Origin of the sequence: Vibrio profundi (assembly GCF_005281835.1) — a bacterium.
In the GTDB taxonomy this organism is placed as follows: domain Bacteria; phylum Pseudomonadota; class Gammaproteobacteria; order Enterobacterales; family Vibrionaceae; genus Vibrio; species Vibrio profundi.
Map to the genome: position 1 here is coordinate 593,440 of NZ_RZIS01000001.1, position 16,312 is coordinate 609,751.

At 42.9% G+C, this 16,312-nt stretch carries 16 protein-coding genes; 15 read left to right on the forward strand and 1 reads right to left on the reverse strand.

Annotation, left to right across the window (positions count from 1 at the left end):
- Window positions 1-141: 141 nt before the first annotated feature.
- The 3 genes from lolC to lolE are packed head-to-tail and all read left to right on the forward strand — an operon-like array spanning window position 142 to window position 3,280.
- On the forward strand, window positions 142-1,350 hold the full coding sequence (lolC, locus tag ELZ11_RS02775; RefSeq protein ID WP_137355837.1) for a lipoprotein-releasing ABC transporter permease subunit LolC: 1,209 nt from the start codon (window positions 142-144) through the stop codon (window positions 1,348-1,350).
- Window positions 1,343-2,035, forward strand: coding sequence for a lipoprotein-releasing ABC transporter ATP-binding protein LolD (gene lolD, locus ELZ11_RS02780; protein WP_137355838.1), 693 nt, complete (start codon window positions 1,343-1,345; stop codon window positions 2,033-2,035). Before lolC ends, lolD begins: the two co-directional genes overlap by 8 nt.
- The gene (gene lolE, locus ELZ11_RS02785) at window positions 2,036-3,280 is read left to right on the forward strand and encodes a lipoprotein-releasing ABC transporter permease subunit LolE (protein WP_137355839.1); all 1,245 of its coding nucleotides are present in this window, start codon (window positions 2,036-2,038) and stop codon (window positions 3,278-3,280) included. It begins immediately after the preceding gene.
- Window positions 3,281-3,439: 159 nt separating this feature from the next.
- On the opposite strand, the gene ELZ11_RS02790 is transcribed toward lolE, so the two are convergent.
- Window positions 3,440-3,949 carry a DUF2062 domain-containing protein gene (locus ELZ11_RS02790; protein WP_137355840.1) on the reverse strand — a complete coding sequence of 170 codons (510 nt, stop codon included), beginning with the start codon at window positions 3,947-3,949 and terminating at the stop codon, window positions 3,440-3,442.
- A gap of 17 nt (window positions 3,950-3,966) precedes the next feature.
- On the opposite strand from ELZ11_RS02790, the gene ELZ11_RS02795 reads away from it, so the two are divergent.
- The 12 genes from ELZ11_RS02795 to pyrF all read left to right on the forward strand — a co-directional run bounded on the left by ELZ11_RS02795 (window position 3,967) and on the right by pyrF (window position 16,255).
- Complete coding sequence (locus ELZ11_RS02795) at window positions 3,967-6,213, forward strand: DNA internalization-related competence protein ComEC/Rec2 (RefSeq protein ID WP_244291590.1); 2,247 nt, start codon at window positions 3,967-3,969, stop codon at window positions 6,211-6,213.
- Between the two features lie 31 nt (window positions 6,214-6,244).
- On the forward strand, window positions 6,245-7,993 hold the full coding sequence (msbA, locus tag ELZ11_RS02800) for a lipid A ABC transporter ATP-binding protein/permease MsbA (protein ID WP_137355841.1): 1,749 nt from the start codon (window positions 6,245-6,247) through the stop codon (window positions 7,991-7,993).
- A 12-nt stretch (window positions 7,994-8,005) separates the two neighbouring features.
- Window positions 8,006-9,013 carry a tetraacyldisaccharide 4'-kinase gene (gene lpxK / locus ELZ11_RS02805; protein ID WP_137355842.1) on the forward strand — a complete coding sequence of 336 codons (1,008 nt, stop codon included), beginning with the start codon at window positions 8,006-8,008 and terminating at the stop codon, window positions 9,011-9,013.
- The gene (locus tag ELZ11_RS02810; protein ID WP_137355843.1) at window positions 8,994-9,173 is read left to right on the forward strand and encodes a Trm112 family protein; all 180 of its coding nucleotides are present in this window, start codon (window positions 8,994-8,996) and stop codon (window positions 9,171-9,173) included. Before lpxK ends, ELZ11_RS02810 begins: the two co-directional genes overlap by 20 nt.
- Window positions 9,173-9,925, forward strand: a complete 753-nt coding sequence (gene kdsB, locus ELZ11_RS02815; protein ID WP_137355844.1) for a 3-deoxy-manno-octulosonate cytidylyltransferase — start codon at window positions 9,173-9,175, stop codon at window positions 9,923-9,925. Before ELZ11_RS02810 ends, kdsB begins: the two co-directional genes overlap by 1 nt.
- Window positions 9,926-10,067: 142 nt before the next feature.
- A complete protein-coding gene (locus ELZ11_RS02820) occupies window positions 10,068-10,868 on the forward strand; it encodes a GGDEF domain-containing protein (RefSeq protein WP_167494612.1) in 801 nt (266 codons plus the stop codon).
- 138 nt (window positions 10,869-11,006) lie between these two features.
- Complete coding sequence (gene cmk, locus ELZ11_RS02825; RefSeq protein WP_137355846.1) at window positions 11,007-11,687, forward strand: (d)CMP kinase; 681 nt, start codon at window positions 11,007-11,009, stop codon at window positions 11,685-11,687.
- A gap of 106 nt (window positions 11,688-11,793) precedes the next feature.
- The gene (gene rpsA, locus ELZ11_RS02830; RefSeq protein ID WP_137355847.1) at window positions 11,794-13,464 is read left to right on the forward strand and encodes a 30S ribosomal protein S1; all 1,671 of its coding nucleotides are present in this window, start codon (window positions 11,794-11,796) and stop codon (window positions 13,462-13,464) included.
- 99 nt (window positions 13,465-13,563) lie between these two features.
- On the forward strand, window positions 13,564-13,848 hold the full coding sequence (gene ihfB, locus ELZ11_RS02835; RefSeq protein WP_137355848.1) for an integration host factor subunit beta: 285 nt from the start codon (window positions 13,564-13,566) through the stop codon (window positions 13,846-13,848).
- 141 nt (window positions 13,849-13,989) lie between these two features.
- A complete protein-coding gene (locus tag ELZ11_RS02840; RefSeq protein WP_137355849.1) occupies window positions 13,990-14,262 on the forward strand; it encodes a LapA family protein in 273 nt (90 codons plus the stop codon).
- A gap of 24 nt (window positions 14,263-14,286) precedes the next feature.
- On the forward strand, window positions 14,287-15,456 hold the full coding sequence (gene lapB, locus ELZ11_RS02845) for a lipopolysaccharide assembly protein LapB (protein ID WP_137355850.1): 1,170 nt from the start codon (window positions 14,287-14,289) through the stop codon (window positions 15,454-15,456).
- Window positions 15,457-15,553: 97 nt separating this feature from the next.
- Window positions 15,554-16,255 carry an orotidine-5'-phosphate decarboxylase gene (gene pyrF / locus ELZ11_RS02850; RefSeq protein WP_137355851.1) on the forward strand — a complete coding sequence of 234 codons (702 nt, stop codon included), beginning with the start codon at window positions 15,554-15,556 and terminating at the stop codon, window positions 16,253-16,255.
- The last annotated feature ends 57 nt before the right edge of the window (window positions 16,256-16,312 follow it).

Below are 16,312 nucleotides of genomic sequence, written 5' to 3' on the forward strand. Positions count from 1 at the left end.
ATTGATTATCGTCATGTGGGCTGAGTAATCAAGGTTAGTCGCACTAATTGACTTATTTGACTGGATATTTTCAATTAAACTCTACAAAGTGATTAGAATTCTCGTTACATTAGGTCGCATCCCAATTTCTTGGTTTTGAACATGTTTCATCCTATTTCTATCTATGTCGGAATTCGCTATTTAAAAGGTCGCTCTGGCGACCGTTTCAGCCGTTTCGTCTCTTATATGTCTACTGCGGGTATCACCATTGGTGTGCTGTCTTTAGTGACCGTACTTTCTGTTATGAATGGCTTCGAAGCACAGTTGAAAGAGCGCATCTTAGGGGTATTACCTCAAGCTGTTGTTTCTATGGATTCAGGAAAGACTCCTTTCTCCGATCAAGCTCCTGACTTCATTCAAAATTTATCTTTGAATGGTAAGGTTGAGCCTATCGTTCGAAGCGAAGCCGTTATCCAAAGTTCAGCGCAACTTGCAGCAGGTTTGCTTATTGGTATAGAGCCTAATGAACATGACCCGATTCAAGACCATTTAATTGCAGGCCGCTTATCTTCACTTGAGGCCGGTCAATATCAAGTTTTCTTAGGCCACACGTTAGCGAGAAACCTTAAAGTATCAGTTGGTGATAAAGTTCGCTTAATGGTGACCAGCGCGAGTCAGTACACGCCACTTGGCCGTATACCCAGCCAAAGGAACTTTACTGTTGCTGGGATCTACAACACTGGTTCAGATATTGATGCGCAACTCATGGTGACAAACATTCAAGACGCTGGGCGATTGATGCGATTCAAACCGGATACGATTTCTGGATGGCGACTATTTTTTGAGGACCCATTTGTGGTCGCAGATTTAGCCAGTTCGAAATTGCCGACAGGTTGGCAATGGAGTGATTGGCGAGATCAGCGTGGTGAACTTTTTCAAGCCGTTCGTATGGAAAAAAATATGATGGGACTGATGCTTGGCTTAATCATTGGCGTTGCGGCATTTAATATTATCTCTGCTCTGATCATGGTTGTGATGGAGAAACAATCAGAAGTCGCGATTTTGAAAACCCAAGGTATGAGTGACAAACAAGTCATGGGGATCTTTATGGTTCAAGGTGCAAGTAGTGGTGTGATTGGCTCGGTTGTCGGTGGTGCTCTGGGGGTCCTATTAGCTAATAACTTAAATCTAATACTTGAAACTCTTGGTGTAGCACTGTTTTCTTTTGGCGGGCAACTTCCAATTCTTATTGACCCGATGCAAATTGTTATTGTTGTTGTGCTGGCTATTGCACTAAGCCTGGTTGCGACCCTTTTCCCTTCTTATCGTGCATCTTCTGTAAAACCTGCTGAGGCACTTCGCTATGAATAAATTTTTACACTGTCACGATGTTAAGAAAACTTATCGTGAGGGAAATCTTGATACGGAAGTGTTGAAAGGAGTGAGCTTTTCTATTTCGAAGGGAGAGTTGGTATCGATTATCGGCACTTCAGGTTCAGGAAAAAGTACGCTATTACACATTTTAGGCGCTTTAGATGACGCTTCGCATGGCAAAGTACACTTCTTAGAACAGGACCTAGCGACGCTTAGCTCCAATAAGCAGGCGAAGCTGCGTAACCGTCATTTAGGTTTCGTCTATCAATTTCATCACTTATTGGCTGATTTCTCAGCGCTTGAAAACGTAGCTATGCCATTGCTGATTGGTGGTGAAAAGCCATCAGTCGCGAAAGAGGCCGCGAGAGAGTTATTGGACAAAGTCGGTTTGTCTCACCGAGTCGATCATCGCCCGTCTGAGTTGTCTGGTGGTGAGCGTCAGCGTGTCGCAATTGCGCGCGCTTTAGTTAATAAACCCGACCTTGTACTTGCAGATGAACCGACAGGTAACTTAGACCACAATACCGCTTTGTCGATTTACGATTTGATGCGTGAGTTAAACCAAGAGTCGGGAACGGCATTTTTGGTGGTGACTCACGATGGAGAACTGGCCCGGAAAATGGACCGTCAGCTGCATATGCAAGACGGTTTGCTCGTCAACGTTAATCAAGAGGTGAGTTAAGTGTTTGCCTCGTTATCTTTGTTAATCGGTGGGCGTTTTAGTCGCGCAAAACAGCGAGATAAAATGGTCTCCTTTATTTCGCTTTCGTCGACGATTGGTATTGCGATCGGTGTGGCAGTGATCATTATTGGTTTGTCTGCCATGAATGGTTTTGAGAGAGAGCTAGAATCAAGAGTGCTCTCAGTCATTCCACATGGTGAGTTTGAGGGTGTTAACGAACCTATTACTTTATGGTCGCAAGTTGTCAAGCAAGCAGAGAAGCACGACAAAGTGGTAGCTGCAGCGCCATATGTCAGGTTAACCGCGTTAGCTGAAAAAGGTAAAGAACTTAAAGCTATCGAAGTGCGGGGCATTGACCCAGTTCAAGAGCAGCGAGTGTCTAGCCTTTCGAGCTTTATCGATCAGGATGTATGGCGAACGTTTCATGCGGGTGAGCAGCAGATTATTTTAGGTTCAGGGGCAGCGAAAGCGATTGGAGTTGAAGTCGGTGAATATCTTACTTTGATGATACCGACAACAGGTGTCTCATCCAAAGTTCAAGCTCCGAAACGAGTTCGAGTTAAAGTGGTAGGGCTGTTATCGTTAAATGGGCAGATAGACCATAACTTGGCGCTTGTACCGATTGAAGATGCTCAAAGCTACGCGAACTTGGAAAGCGGTGTGACTGGTGTATCGCTGAAAGTTAGTGATGTTCTCAACGCGAATACAATTGTCCGCGAAGTTGGGAATACGCTTGATGTTTATGTCTATTTACGGAGTTGGCAGCAAAAGTTTGGTTTTTTGTATCGAGATATTCAGTTAGTCAGAACCATTATGTATTTGGTGATGGTGCTAGTGATTGGTGTTGCCTGTTTTAATATTGTGTCTACGCTAATGATGGCGGTGAAAGATCGAGCAGCAGAGATCGCGATACTTAGAACTATGGGCGCAACTGATGGTTTGATTAAACGAATTTTTGTGTGGCAGGGTGTTTTTTCTGGTGTTCTTGGCAGCTTGATCGGTAGCGTGATTGGCGTATTGGTTGCGTTAAACCTCACTAGTATGATTAAGATGCTAGAAACATTGATCGGTCATCAGTTTTTATCTGGGGATATCTATTTCGTCGATTTTCTTCCGTCTCAACTCAATATAGTTGACGTATTAGTGGTATCCGGTACAGCAACCATTTTAAGTTTGTTGGCGACTTGGTACCCAGCTTCACGTGCCGCGCAGCTAAACCCCGCATCAGTATTAAGCTCTAAGTAGTTTTATCATCAGATGTAAAAAAGGACCCAGATGGGTCCTTTTTTGTTTTACCTTATTGAAACTCACACTTCGTTACCGACATTTGCATGTAAAAGTGATTACCATGCTTGGTTTTCAAATAAGACTCTCTTTTTTACGAATTACACTCAATACACTAGCTTAGCGTGCTTGACGTTTTTGCCAGCTTCTTACTACAGAGTAACGCCATAGGCCTTTAATTCCGAAATAGCCGATGATTGCTGAAATCGTACCGCATATTAGGCAACCCAAAAGGAAAGGGGGCCCGATTGTTGTCATCTGCGCCATGATGAAATCCCAAGACAACTGGAAGTGAAATGGCTGCGGTGGGACGTGTAATACAAATGCGCCAACTTTATAAGCGAAATAGAAAAGCACAGGCATAGTCACGGGGTTACTGATCCAAACTAATGCAACGGATAATGGCAAGTTCACACCGCAAAGCATCGCAAGACCTGCAGACATGATCATTTGGCTTGGCAGAGGAACAAACGCCATAAATAAGCCAACGGCAAAAGCGCCTGCAGCGGAACGGCGATTTAAACACCATAAATTAGGGTTGTATAAAACATTGCCAAAAACTTTCAATGCCTTCTGACGTTTAATCAGCTCATGGTCTGGCATAAATCGCTTGATAAACTTTCTTGGCATAATGGGAAAGGACTCTCTTGTTTAGCTACTGGTTTCTAATTTCTTTTGCTGTAACCATTGTCACGTCCGAGTTTTGGCCGTGGTTACCAAGTTCGGTTTGGTTAATGTTTCTGTTAGTGGCATGGGGTACCTCTATCAAGTATAGGGTGTTACCGCTAACAGGAGGTCTACTTTGTGCGTGCTTCCTTATTATCCTACAAGGAAACTTGCTAAAGCTTCAGACGCATCAACTGTTCCAATCTGGCCAGAATACTACCATAAATGCTTCAGTTGTTAGTCTTTTTAAGCAAAATATACACGGTTATGAAAGCTTAATTATAGTTAGATCAATTGGAGGCGAAAAAAGCATCTTATTCTCTAATTCTAAATTAAAAGTTTATACGCCTTTTCCATTAAAGTTGGGTGACACCGTTGAGTTGTCGGTCACTTTAAAGCCAATATATGGAAAATTGAATGCCGCCGGGTTTGATAAAGAGCGGGTATTTTTCAGTAGACAGATTATCGCTAGCGCTCATTACGTAAATGGTACTTCGTTCAGAGTTCACTCGCCAGTAAGCTTAAGGCATCAGTGGTTTCAAGAAGTAACTAAGAGTATCGAAAACCTCAAACATTCAGGTTTAATATTAGCGCTAGCTTTTGGTTATCGCGAAGCCATCACTGAAAACGTGTGGCAAGGTTTACAGGCCAGTGGGTTGTTACATTTGGTCGCAATTTCAGGCCTGCACATTGGTATCGCATTTGGAATCGGCTACTGGCTTGGAGTGGTTTGGAGGTGGTTTAAGCCCAAATGGTTATGGTTACCTTTCGTTTTTGGGCTAAGTTTGGCGTGGAGTTATTCATGGCTTGCTGGTTTTTCTTTGCCAACTCAACGCGCTTTTATTATGTGCTTATTAGCGAGTTTGCTGATTTTGACGCAAACTCGGGTTTCCATTCCTAGGTACGTACTTATTAGCCTTTGCTTGGTACTTTCGATAAATCCGTTTTCGGTAATGTCGAACAGTTTCTGGCTGTCATTTAGCGCTGTAGCGGCAGTATTATATTGCGTCGTTCGAATGAACTATTCGCCGAAAAGCATTTCAGGAAAGTTAGCTTATGCGATTAAGCTTCAGGTCTATGTTAGCTTATTGCTTCTTCCTGCATCGGCGTTGTTTTTGGGGGGAATAAGCCCGCTTTCATTCTTTTTTAACTTGATGTTCCTCCCTTGGTTTTCTTTGGTCGTGGTTCCGCTTCTCTTCTTCGCTTTATTCGTCTCTATCTTCCTTACTTCCCTAAACATTAATGCTTGGTGGCTTGTCGATGCAGCACTCTGGCCAGTCACGTGGAGTTCTGGATATGCAGAAGGTCATTGGTTGGACATTAGCCAAGAGGCACTTTATTTGTTAGTGCTTTTAGCTAGCGTATTGTTGTTTTCATTTGTCTTAAAAAGAAAAGCTATCTTGACGATTGGTGTGCTTATTCTGTTCTCGACGCTGACTCAATCAAAGGATACATCACTGACTGTCGATGTTTTAGATGTTGGGCACGGGTTGGCAGTTACGTTAGTGAAAAATGATAGAGCCATATTGTATGACACCGGAACGACGTGGGCTGGTGGTGATATTGCTGGAGCGGTTATCAAACCTGTATTGAATAAACAGGGTGTTTTTAATTTAGACGGGCTTATTGTTAGTCATTTCGACTCAGATCACGCAGGGGGTTACCAGTCGATTTTGCAAGATTTCCAGCCGACTTGGGTGCGTAGTAGTCAAAAGTTAAAAGATCATTTGCCGTGTATAGAAGGTGAGGTTTGGTATTGGCAATCCGTTAAATTTGAAAGTGTATGGCCGCCAAATACGTCTAATCGAGCTTATAACCCACATTCTTGCGTCGTGAAAGCTACAGAAGCTCATAGTGATGTGTCCATACTGCTGACTGGTGATATCGACGCCTTGAGTGAGTGGCTCTTAATTAGAAAACCAGAGGTTCTAGATAGTGACATCATGTTGGTTCCTCATCATGGTAGTAGCACGTCATCAACCGAACGGTTTATCAGGGCTGTTTCTCCTAAATTGGCGATTGCATCTCTTGCGAAAGGGAATAGATGGGGAATGCCCAATCTGGCCGTTGTAAATCGTTATACTTCGAATGGTGTTAAGTGGGTGGACACAGGGGAATCCGGTCAAATTACCATCAAGCTTGAAGGGCAGAGTTGGAGTTTTACCAGTTTAAGAGATGAACGATGGCCTTCATGGTATAGGCAGATGCTACGGAAGGGAGTAGAATAGTGGGAATATTGTAAGAAAATAAAGCACTTCTATGTCAACACAAACCGACGAAACTACTTGGGTAACCTTTAAGAGACTTTGGACTTATATACGTTTATATAAGTCAGGGTTGGCTGTAGCTGTGGTTGCTCTGGTGGTTAATGCTATCTCTGACACTTATATGATTTCGCTTCTTAAACCTTTATTGGATGAAGGTTTTGGTAACGCGGAGTCTGATTTCTTGCGCACATTACCGCTAATCATCTTTGCAATGATGTTTATCCGAGGTGTCAGTGGGTTCGTGTCGACTTATTGCCTTAGCTGGGTTTCCGGAAACGTGGTTATGGAGATCAGGCGGAAAATATTTAGTCATTTCATGCATATGCCCGTGTCTTTTTTTGATAAAGAACAAACCGGTGCGTTGTTGTCTCGTATCACCTACGATTCCGAACAAGTTTCAGCAGCAACAAGTAAAGCCTTAGTGAGCATCGTCCGTGAAGGGGCAAGTATTATAGGTTTACTGGTTTTGATGTTTTGGAACAGTTGGCAGCTGTCTTTAGTGTTATTTGCTGTCGCTCCGTTAGTCGCCTGGGGCATTAGTATTGTATCCAAGCGTTTTAGAAAGATTTCTAAAAACATGCAAACGGCGATGGGTAAAGTGACGGCTTCCGCTGAGCAAATGCTGAAAGGTCATAAAGTGGTACTGAGTTACGGCGGCCAAGATGTAGAGAAAAAGCGCTTTGATAATGTAAGCAATCAAATGCGTCAGCAAACAATGAAGTTAGTGACTGCACAAGCCGCGGCAAACCCGATCATTCAAATGATTGGCTCAATTGCGATTGTGACGATTCTGGTTCTTGCAAGTGTTGATTCGATACGTACTGAGTTGACCCCAGGTACATTTACGGTCGTATTTTCAGCAATGTTTGGTTTGATGCGTCCTTTGAAGGCGTTGACTAATGTAACTTCTGAATTCCAACGTGGTATGGCAGCGAGTCAGACGTTGTTTGGATTGATGGACCTTGATGTTGAAGAAGACAAAGGGACGCTCAAAGTAGATCGCGCCAAAGGCGATATTGAAGTTAAAGATATAACGTTTACCTATGAAGGTAGCGAGAAGCCAGCGTTGGAAGAAGTTAGCTTCTCAATTCCGAAAGGTAAAACTGTAGCATTGGTAGGGCGTTCAGGTTCTGGTAAAAGTACCATCGCGAATCTGTTTACACGCTTCTATGATGTTGATTCAGGGCATATTGAGCTTGATGGTCATGACGTTAGAGATTATGAATTACGTAACCTTCGAGGTCATTTTGCATTGGTATCGCAAAACGTTCATTTATTTAACGATACGTTAGCGAACAATATCGCTTACGCTGCTGAAGAGAATTATACCCGTGAACAAATTGAGCATGCGGCAAAGCTAGCCCATGCTACGGAGTTTATTGATGGGATGGAGCTTGGGCTCGATACCCTCATTGGCGAAAACGGTGCAAGCCTGTCTGGTGGGCAAAGACAGCGGATCGCAATTGCGCGAGCGTTGTTACGAGACGCACCTGTTTTAATTTTAGATGAAGCCACTTCTGCTCTAGATACTGAATCTGAACGTGCAATCCAGTCTGCTTTAGATGAACTTCAGAAAGACAAAACGGTGTTAGTTATTGCACACCGCCTGTCTACAATAGAAGAAGCGGATGAAATCTTAGTCGTGGATGAAGGTCGAATCATTGAGCGAGGCCCTCATGCCCAGCTGATTGAAAAAGATGGCGCTTATGCTCAGTTGCATCGTATTCAATTCGGTGATTAAGGCTTCATAATCGTGATTGAAAAAATATGGTTCGAAAATCATCCTCTTAAATACGTGTTGTGGCCATTGTTATGGCCACTTAGTGTTGTTTTTCGTTGGGTGAGTACATCACGTAAAAACGCGTTTGAGTCTGGTAAAAAGCCAGTCTACCGACCGCCAGTCCCTGTTATTGTTGTTGGTAATATCACTGCGGGGGGGAATGGTAAAACTCCAGTAGTCATTTGGTTAGTTGAAACACTAATCAAACAAGGCTTTAAGCCAGGAGTTGTGTCTCGTGGATACGGAGCCAAAGCCCCTCAGTATCCATTAATAGTCGACAGTAGTACGCCAACTTCCCATTGTGGTGATGAACCAAAATTAATATTTAAACGAACAGGAATACCTGTTGCGGTCGATCCTGTACGCGCAAATGCTGTTAAATCTCTTTTAGAGTATGACGTAGATGTTGTTGTTACCGATGATGGTCTACAGCACTATGCGTTAGCGCGCGATATAGAGTTTGTGATAGTTGATGGGGCTCGCCGCTTTGGCAGCGAATTATCAATACCATTAGGCCCTATGCGTGAGCCTACCTCCCGCTTGAACGATGTCGATTTCATCGTGACTAACGGCGGAGAGCCTCAAGTTGGCGAAATTTCAATGTCACTGGCGCCTAGTTCTGCTGTGAATCTGCAGACAGGTGAGCGAAAGTCAGTTTCGGAATTGAAAGAGTTGGTAGCATTTGCTGGCATTGGTCATCCCCCTAGGTTTTTTAAAACGCTTGAGATGTTAGATGCCCAGGTAGTAAAAACAAAAGGTTTCGCTGACCATCAAGACTTTAAGCAACAAGAGTTAGAAGAGCTTGCAAGCCAAGGCTCTAACGTCATAATGACAGAAAAAGATGCTGTTAAGTGTAGTAACTTTGCTAAACCAAATTGGTGGTATCTACCAGTGTCAGCACAGTTAGATACGCAGTCTGAGCAGCGTATATTGAACAAAATTAATGAGGTTATGGAATACTATGGATCACCGTCTACTTGAAATTGTGGCTTGTCCAGTATGCAAAGGTAAACTGACTTTTGATAAAGATAAGCAAGAGCTGATTTGTAAACTAGACCGCCTAGCGTATCCAATTAAAGAGGGTATTCCAGTACTTCTTGAGCCAGAAGCTCGTGAGATGTCTGTGGACGAGGGCAAATAATGTCATTTACTGTTGTTATTCCTGCTAGGTATCAGTCTACTCGTCTTCCTGGAAAACCTTTGGCTGATATTGCCGGTAAGCCGATGATTCAATGGGTTCATGAACAGGCAGAAAAAGCTGGGGCTGAACGCGTTATTATTGCGACTGACGATAGTCGTGTAGAAGCGGCTGCTCTGGCGTTCGGGGCAACAGTGTGTATGACGTCAGACAAACATGAGTCAGGTACTGAACGATTAGCAGAAGTCGTGACAAAAATGAACATTCCTGATGATCATATCATTGTTAATGTTCAGGGTGATGAGCCTTTGATTCCTCCTAGTATTATCAATCAGGTCGCGAGTAACCTTGCGAGCAGTCAAGCCCCAATGTCGACACTTGGCGTAGAAATAACCGATGAGGAAGAGGTGTTTAACCCTAATGCGGTTAAGGTTGTCACCGACAACCAGGGTTATGCATTGTACTTTAGCCGAGCTTCCATCCCTTGGGATAGAGATAATTTTTCGGGCGAAGATAAAAAAGTGATCACACCACTTTTACGCCATATTGGTATTTACGCTTATCGCGCTGGTTTTATTAATACTTATATTAACTGGGAGCCAAGCGTATTGGAAAAGATTGAATGCTTAGAACAGCTTCGGGTACTTTGGTATGGAGAAAAAATCCATGTCGATGTTGCTATAGAGCCACCGGCTGCTGGTGTAGACACACCGGAAGATCTTGAAGCTGTAAGACGATTAGTCAAAGATTTTTAACTCTTAGAATGTAAAGCCTCACGATGTGAGGTTTTTTTTGCTTACCCAACAGTACGCTGTTTTTATTGGGTTTCACTGGATTAACTTAGATAGAGGCTTGTAAATATGACGTTGGCGGTTGGCTTGAGGTATGGGAATCGTAATGTATAAGAAATTGCCTGATGATCAATATGCATTTTATGTGTCGTTTACCATTTTTGTATACGTCACATTGTTTGCATTGTCATACAGCCCGCTCTTAGAGTTGTCAGATCAAGTTGATTTCATTACTGAAAGTGCTTATTTCATATTACTGTTATATATCCGCTTAGTTGTCCATAAAGGTTTGAATAAAGAGAAACTAATTCTTAACGGTTTGTCATTAATGTTGGCGGCCGCTTTCTATGATATAGCAACTGAGTCAAAACCAGTAAAAGCTGCTATTGACCAAATTCAGTACTTAGATAACGCGATTGAAGAGGGGCTATGGGTTGCTTCAATCGCAATGATAGCTATCGGAGTGACGAACTTATTGCGTAGGACAGAGCTTGAATCGGTTAGAGATGCGTTGACAGGACTCTTTAATCGGAAGTACTTAGAAAAAGTTACAGATAACTATTTTGACCTTATCTATATCGACTTAGATGGACTTAAGCGAGTGAATGACGAACAAGGTCATGAAGAAGGTGACCTGTTTATTTCACGATTCTCTTCTATATTATTGTCTACGATTGATGAAGATGAACTCGCTTTTAGAGTAGGGGGAGATGAGTTTATTTTATTGGTTAAGCCTTCTAGAAGGTTACTTGTTTTAGATAATATTTTCTTACTGTCACAGATGAAAAGTATTGAGTTTTCGTTTGGTGTATCGACAGTAGAAGAAGGGACACTTAAAGATAGGATCAGAATAGCGGATAGAAGGATGTACGAAATGAAGCTTGGTGTTGAAGGAAATGGAGTATAGCTGCATAGAAAGGAAAGACTAGCGATGGATATTTTGCTCGCTCCTTTGGTTAAAAATCTTTATAATATGCCGCCTATAAAAGTACGGCTAATTGGTTGCTACTAAAAACGAAAATCTACAAATAACGTGGAGTAAAACATGTCCTCACTAACTCCGGTAATTACGGTTGATGGACCAAGTGGTGCAGGTAAAGGCACACTTTGTATGTTGCTAGCTGACAAATTAGGCTTTCATTTATTAGATTCAGGAGCTATCTATCGCGTACTTGCGTTAGCAGCGATTCATCACGGTGTTGATACCGAATCAGAAGACGCATTAGTACCTCTAGCGACGCACCTAGATGTTCAGTTTATTGCCGAAGGTGATCTTGTTAAAGTGATCTTGGAAGGTGAAGACGTTTCTGGTGAGTTACGCAAAGAAGAAACAGGCATGGCAGCTTCGAAAGTAGCAGCTTTACCTCGCGTTCGTGAAGCTTTGCTTCGTCGCCAACGTGCATTCAGCGCCGCTCCAGGTTTAGTGGCTGATGGCCGTGATATGGGAACGGTCGTTTTCCCTAGCGCTGAGGCCAAAATTTTCTTAGATGCAAGTGCCGAAGAGCGAGCGAATCGCCGCCTGAAACAGTTGCAACAGAAGGGGTTAAATGTTAGATTTGACGACCTTTTGAGCGAGATCCAAGAGCGAGACGATAGAGATCGTAATCGCCCAGTAGCGCCATTGCGCCCTGCTGAGGATGCGCTTGTGCTCGATTCTACTTCGATGAATATCGAACAAGTCGTAGAAAAGGCACTACAATATATTGAATCGAAACTAGCTGAGTAATTCTACTGAGCTAGCAAGACCGTTGGTCGCAAGGATGATGACCGGCGAATTTATCAACCCCATGCGGTAGGATACCCATGGACGTTTAATTATTGAAGATTAAATAATGACTGAATCTTTTGCTCAACTCTTTGAAGAGTTTCTAAACGAAACAGAATTCCAACAAGGCAGCATCGTTAAAGGTACTGTAGTAGCTATCGAGAACGGTTTCGTTCTTGTTGACGCTGGTCTTAAGTCTGAATCTGCTATCCCTGCTGAACAGTTCAAGAACGCTGCTGGCGAACTTGAAGTTGAAGTTGGCGCTGAAGTAGACGTAGCTCTAGACGCTGTTGAAGATGGTTTCGGTGAAACTCAACTTTCTCGTGAGAAAGCTAAGCGTCACGAAGCTTGGATCGTTCTTGAGAAAGCTTGCGAAGAAGCTGAAACTGTTGTTGGTATCATCAACGGTAAAGTTAAAGGCGGTTTCACTGTTGAACTAAACGGTATCCGTGCTTTCCTTCCAGGTTCTCTAGTAGACGTACGTCCAATCCGTGATACTGCTCACCTAGAAAACAAAGAGCTAGAGTTCAAAGTAATCAAGCTAGACCAGAAGCGTAACAACGTTGTTGTTTCTCGTCGTGCTGTTATCGAATCTGAAAACAGTGTTGAGCGTGACGAACTTCTTGAGACTCTACAAGAAGGTACTGAAGTTAAAGGTATCGTTAAGAACCTTACTGACTACGGTGCGTTCGTTGATCTTGGCGGTGTTGACGGTCTTCTACATATCACAGATATGGCTTGGAAACGTGTTAAGCACCCATCAGAAATCGTTAACGTTGGTGACGAAATCCTAGTTAAAGTTCTTAAGTTCGACCGTGAGCGTACTCGCGTATCACTAGGTCTTAAGCAACTAGGCGAAGATCCATGGGTAGCAATCGCTAAGCGTTACCCAGAAGGTCACAAGCTTTCTGGTCGTGTTACTAACCTAACTGACTACGGCTGCTTCGTTGAAATCGAAGAAGGCGTTGAAGGTCTAGTACACGTTTCTGAAATGGATTGGACTAACAAGAACATCCACCCTTCTAAAGTTGTTAATGTTGGCGACGAAGTTGAGGTTATGGTTCTTGATATCGACGAAGAACGTCGTCGTATCTCTCTAGGTCTTAAGCAGTGTAAAGCGAACCCGTGGCAGTCATTTGCAGAAATGCAAGCTAAGGGCGACAAAGTTACTGGTAAGATCAAGTCTATCACTGACTTCGGTATCTTCATCGGTCTTGAAGGCGGCATCGACGGTCTTGTTCACCTATCTGACATTTCTTGGAATGCAGCTGGTGAAGAAGCAGTACGCGAATACAAGAAAGGTGACGAAATCTCAGCTGTTGTTCTTGCAGTAGATGCAGAGCGTGAGCGTATTTCTCTTGGCGTTAAGCAAATGGAAAACGACCCGTTCAACGCATACGTTGCTGAGAACAAGAAAGGTACTCTAGTAAACGGTACTGTAACTGCTGTTGACGCTAAAGGTGCTACTATCGAACTAGTAGACAGCGTTGAAGGTTACATCCGTGCTTCTGAAGTATCTCGTGACCGTATCGAAGATGCGTCTCTAATCCTAAGCGTTGGCGACAGCGTTGAAGCGAAGTTCACTGGCGTTGACCGTAAGAACCGCGTAATCAACCTATCTATCAAAGCTAAAGATGAAGCTGAAGAGCAAGAAGCAATGGCTTCACTGAACAAGTCTGAAGAAGGCGCGTTCGGTAACGCAATGGCTGACGCTTTCAAAGCAGCTAAAGGCGAATAATTTAATTTTTCGCTAAGAAAGGAGCCGTAAGGCTCCTTTTTTTTGCTTATTTTGTCGATAGGTCTATAATTTCTAAAAAGAAAACTAATGAGGGAAACTATGACTAAGTCTGAGTTGATTGAAAGACTATGTGCTGAGCAAACACACCTTTCTGCGAAAGAAATCGAAGATGCTGTAAAAGATATTTTGGAGCATATGGCTTCAACCCTTGAAGGCGGTGATCGAATTGAAATTCGTGGTTTCGGCAGCTTCTCATTACACTATCGAGAGCCACGTGTTGGGCGTAACCCAAAAACTGGTGACAAAGTTGAATTGGACGGTAAATTCGTACCTCACTTTAAACCAGGTAAAGAGTTACGTGAGCGTGTAAACGCAGGCATGTAGCAGCAAAATTAGATTCTAGAAAAAGCGGCATACTATAATGTATGCCGCTTTTTTATATTCATATTGTTGGTAATATTCATGGTTTGATTGTCGATTTTCCTGCATAATCGTACCTGCAAACTAACTTATGAGTGATGAACTATGAAAATTATAAAAATAGTCGCTGTTATTGCACTTTTCTTAATTGCATTGGCGTTAGGTTCTCAAAACCAAGCGGTTGTAACCTTTAATTATTTGCTTGCTCAAGGTGATTTCCACCTATCAACCCTTTTGGGTGTTGTGTTTGTATCAGGCTTCTCATTAGCTTGGTTAGTGTTTGGAAGCTTACACTTAAAATCGCAGTTGCAAGTTCGCCGTTTAAAGAAAAAATTAAATAAGCAAACTAACCAAGCTGTTGTTGAAAGTAAGGCTTAATAGTTTCTTAAAGGCTAAGATTTAATGCTTGAGTTACTCTTCTTGTTATTGCCCATTGCCGCCGCTTATGGATGGTACATGGGTAATCGTAATGCACAGCAAGAAAAGCAAAAACAGTCCCACCAGATATCTCGTCAGTATGTTACGGGTTTAAACTTGCTGTTGTCCGATCAGTCGGATAAAGCCGTAGATCACTTCATTGAATTACTTCAAGTAGATAATGAAACGATTGATACTCACCTAGCGCTAGGTAATCTCTTTCGCTCCCGTGGTGAAGTCGACCGCGCCATACGCATCCACCAAAATTTAATTTCCCGTTCCGGTCTTACATTGGACCAAAAGAACTTGGCATTACAGCAGCTGGCTAAAGATTATATGGCTTCTGGTTTTCTGGACCGTGCCGAAAAAATCTTTGAGCAACTAGTTGAAGAACCGGATCATAAAGAAGGGGCACTTCAGCAATTAGTGTCTATTTACCAGCAGACTCGTGAATGGACGAAAGCGATACACTATGCGAATGCCTTAGTAAAACTAGGCCGAAAGCGAATGAAGTCGAACGTCGCACATTTTTGGTGTGAGTTGGCGATGCAGGAGCAGGCTGATGGTAATACTCCTAAGGCGATACAGAATTTTAAGAAGGCGCTTGCAGAAGATCCCAAATGTGTACGCGCGAGTATCGCGCTAGGAAAAGTCTATCTTGATAGTGAAGAGTATCAAAAGACTATCCAGTACATGGAAATGGTGTTAGAGCAAGATATTGATTTCGTAAGCGAAGTGCTGCCTACATTAGCGGACTGCTATCATCATTTAGGACAAGAAGAAGACCTTGTAACCTTCCTGCGTGCTTGTATTAATAAAAAAGCAGGTGTATCTGCAGAATTAATGCTGGCCCAACTCGTTGCACATCATGAAGATGTGGGGTCTGCGCAAGATCTACTTACAAGGCAGCTAATTAAAAATCCTACAATGAAAGGCTTCTACCGTTTGATGGATTACCATTTGGCGGAGGCTGAAGATGGCCGAGCTAAAGACAGTTTGACAACATTACAGTCGATGGTTGGCGAGCAGCTTAAAACTAAGCCCCATTACCGTTGTAGAAAATGTGGCTTTTCCACTCATTCAATGTATTGGCATTGTCCTTCATGTAAGGGGTGGGGAACGATCAAGCCTATTCGTGGGCTTGATGGAGAATAGAATTATTGGTCATTATGACCAGATTATTTAATTGCAGCCTTAGGGCTGCATTTTTTTAAGTGTTATTTATAGAAAGTGAATCACGTTAGGAGATGAAATGATCGATCAAAAAGTCATCGTAGCACTAGACTACGACAACCAAGCTGACGCCCTTGCATTTGTTGATAGAATTGACCCAAATTCTTGTCGACTTAAAGTTGGCAAAGAGATGTTCACACTGTTTGGTCCTGACTTCGTAAAAGAGCTTCACAAGCGTGGTTTTTCAGTGTTTCTAGACCTTAAGTTTCATGATATCCCTAACACTTGCTCTAAAGCGGTACGTGCTGCAGCAGAGATGGGCGTATGGATGGTAAATGTACATGCGGGTGGTGGCGAGCGGATGATGACGGCTTCGCGTGAAATCTTGGAGCCTTACGGAAAGGACCGCCCACTGCTTATTGGGGTTACGGTATTAACGAGTATGGAACAGAGCGACCTTGCGGGTATTGGTTTGGATGTTGCGCCACAAGAGCAAGTGATGCGATTAGCAAATTTAACGAAGGCGTCTGGGCTAGATGGTGTTGTATGCTCAGCACAAGAAGCTTCATTACTTAAAGGTCAGTTAGGCGCAGAGTTTAAATTGGTGACTCCAGGTATTCGACCTGCAGGCGCTGCAGTTGGCGATCAGAAGCGAATTATGACACCTGTAAAAGCAATCGAATCTGGCTCAGACTATTTAGTTATTGGCCGTCCAATTACTCAGGCAGAAGATCCTGAGGCTGTTCTAAAGTCTATCAACGCTAGTTTATTACATTCGTAGCAATAATTATTTACATACTCATATTTAGATAGAAATATCAATTAAAGCCTCTGAACG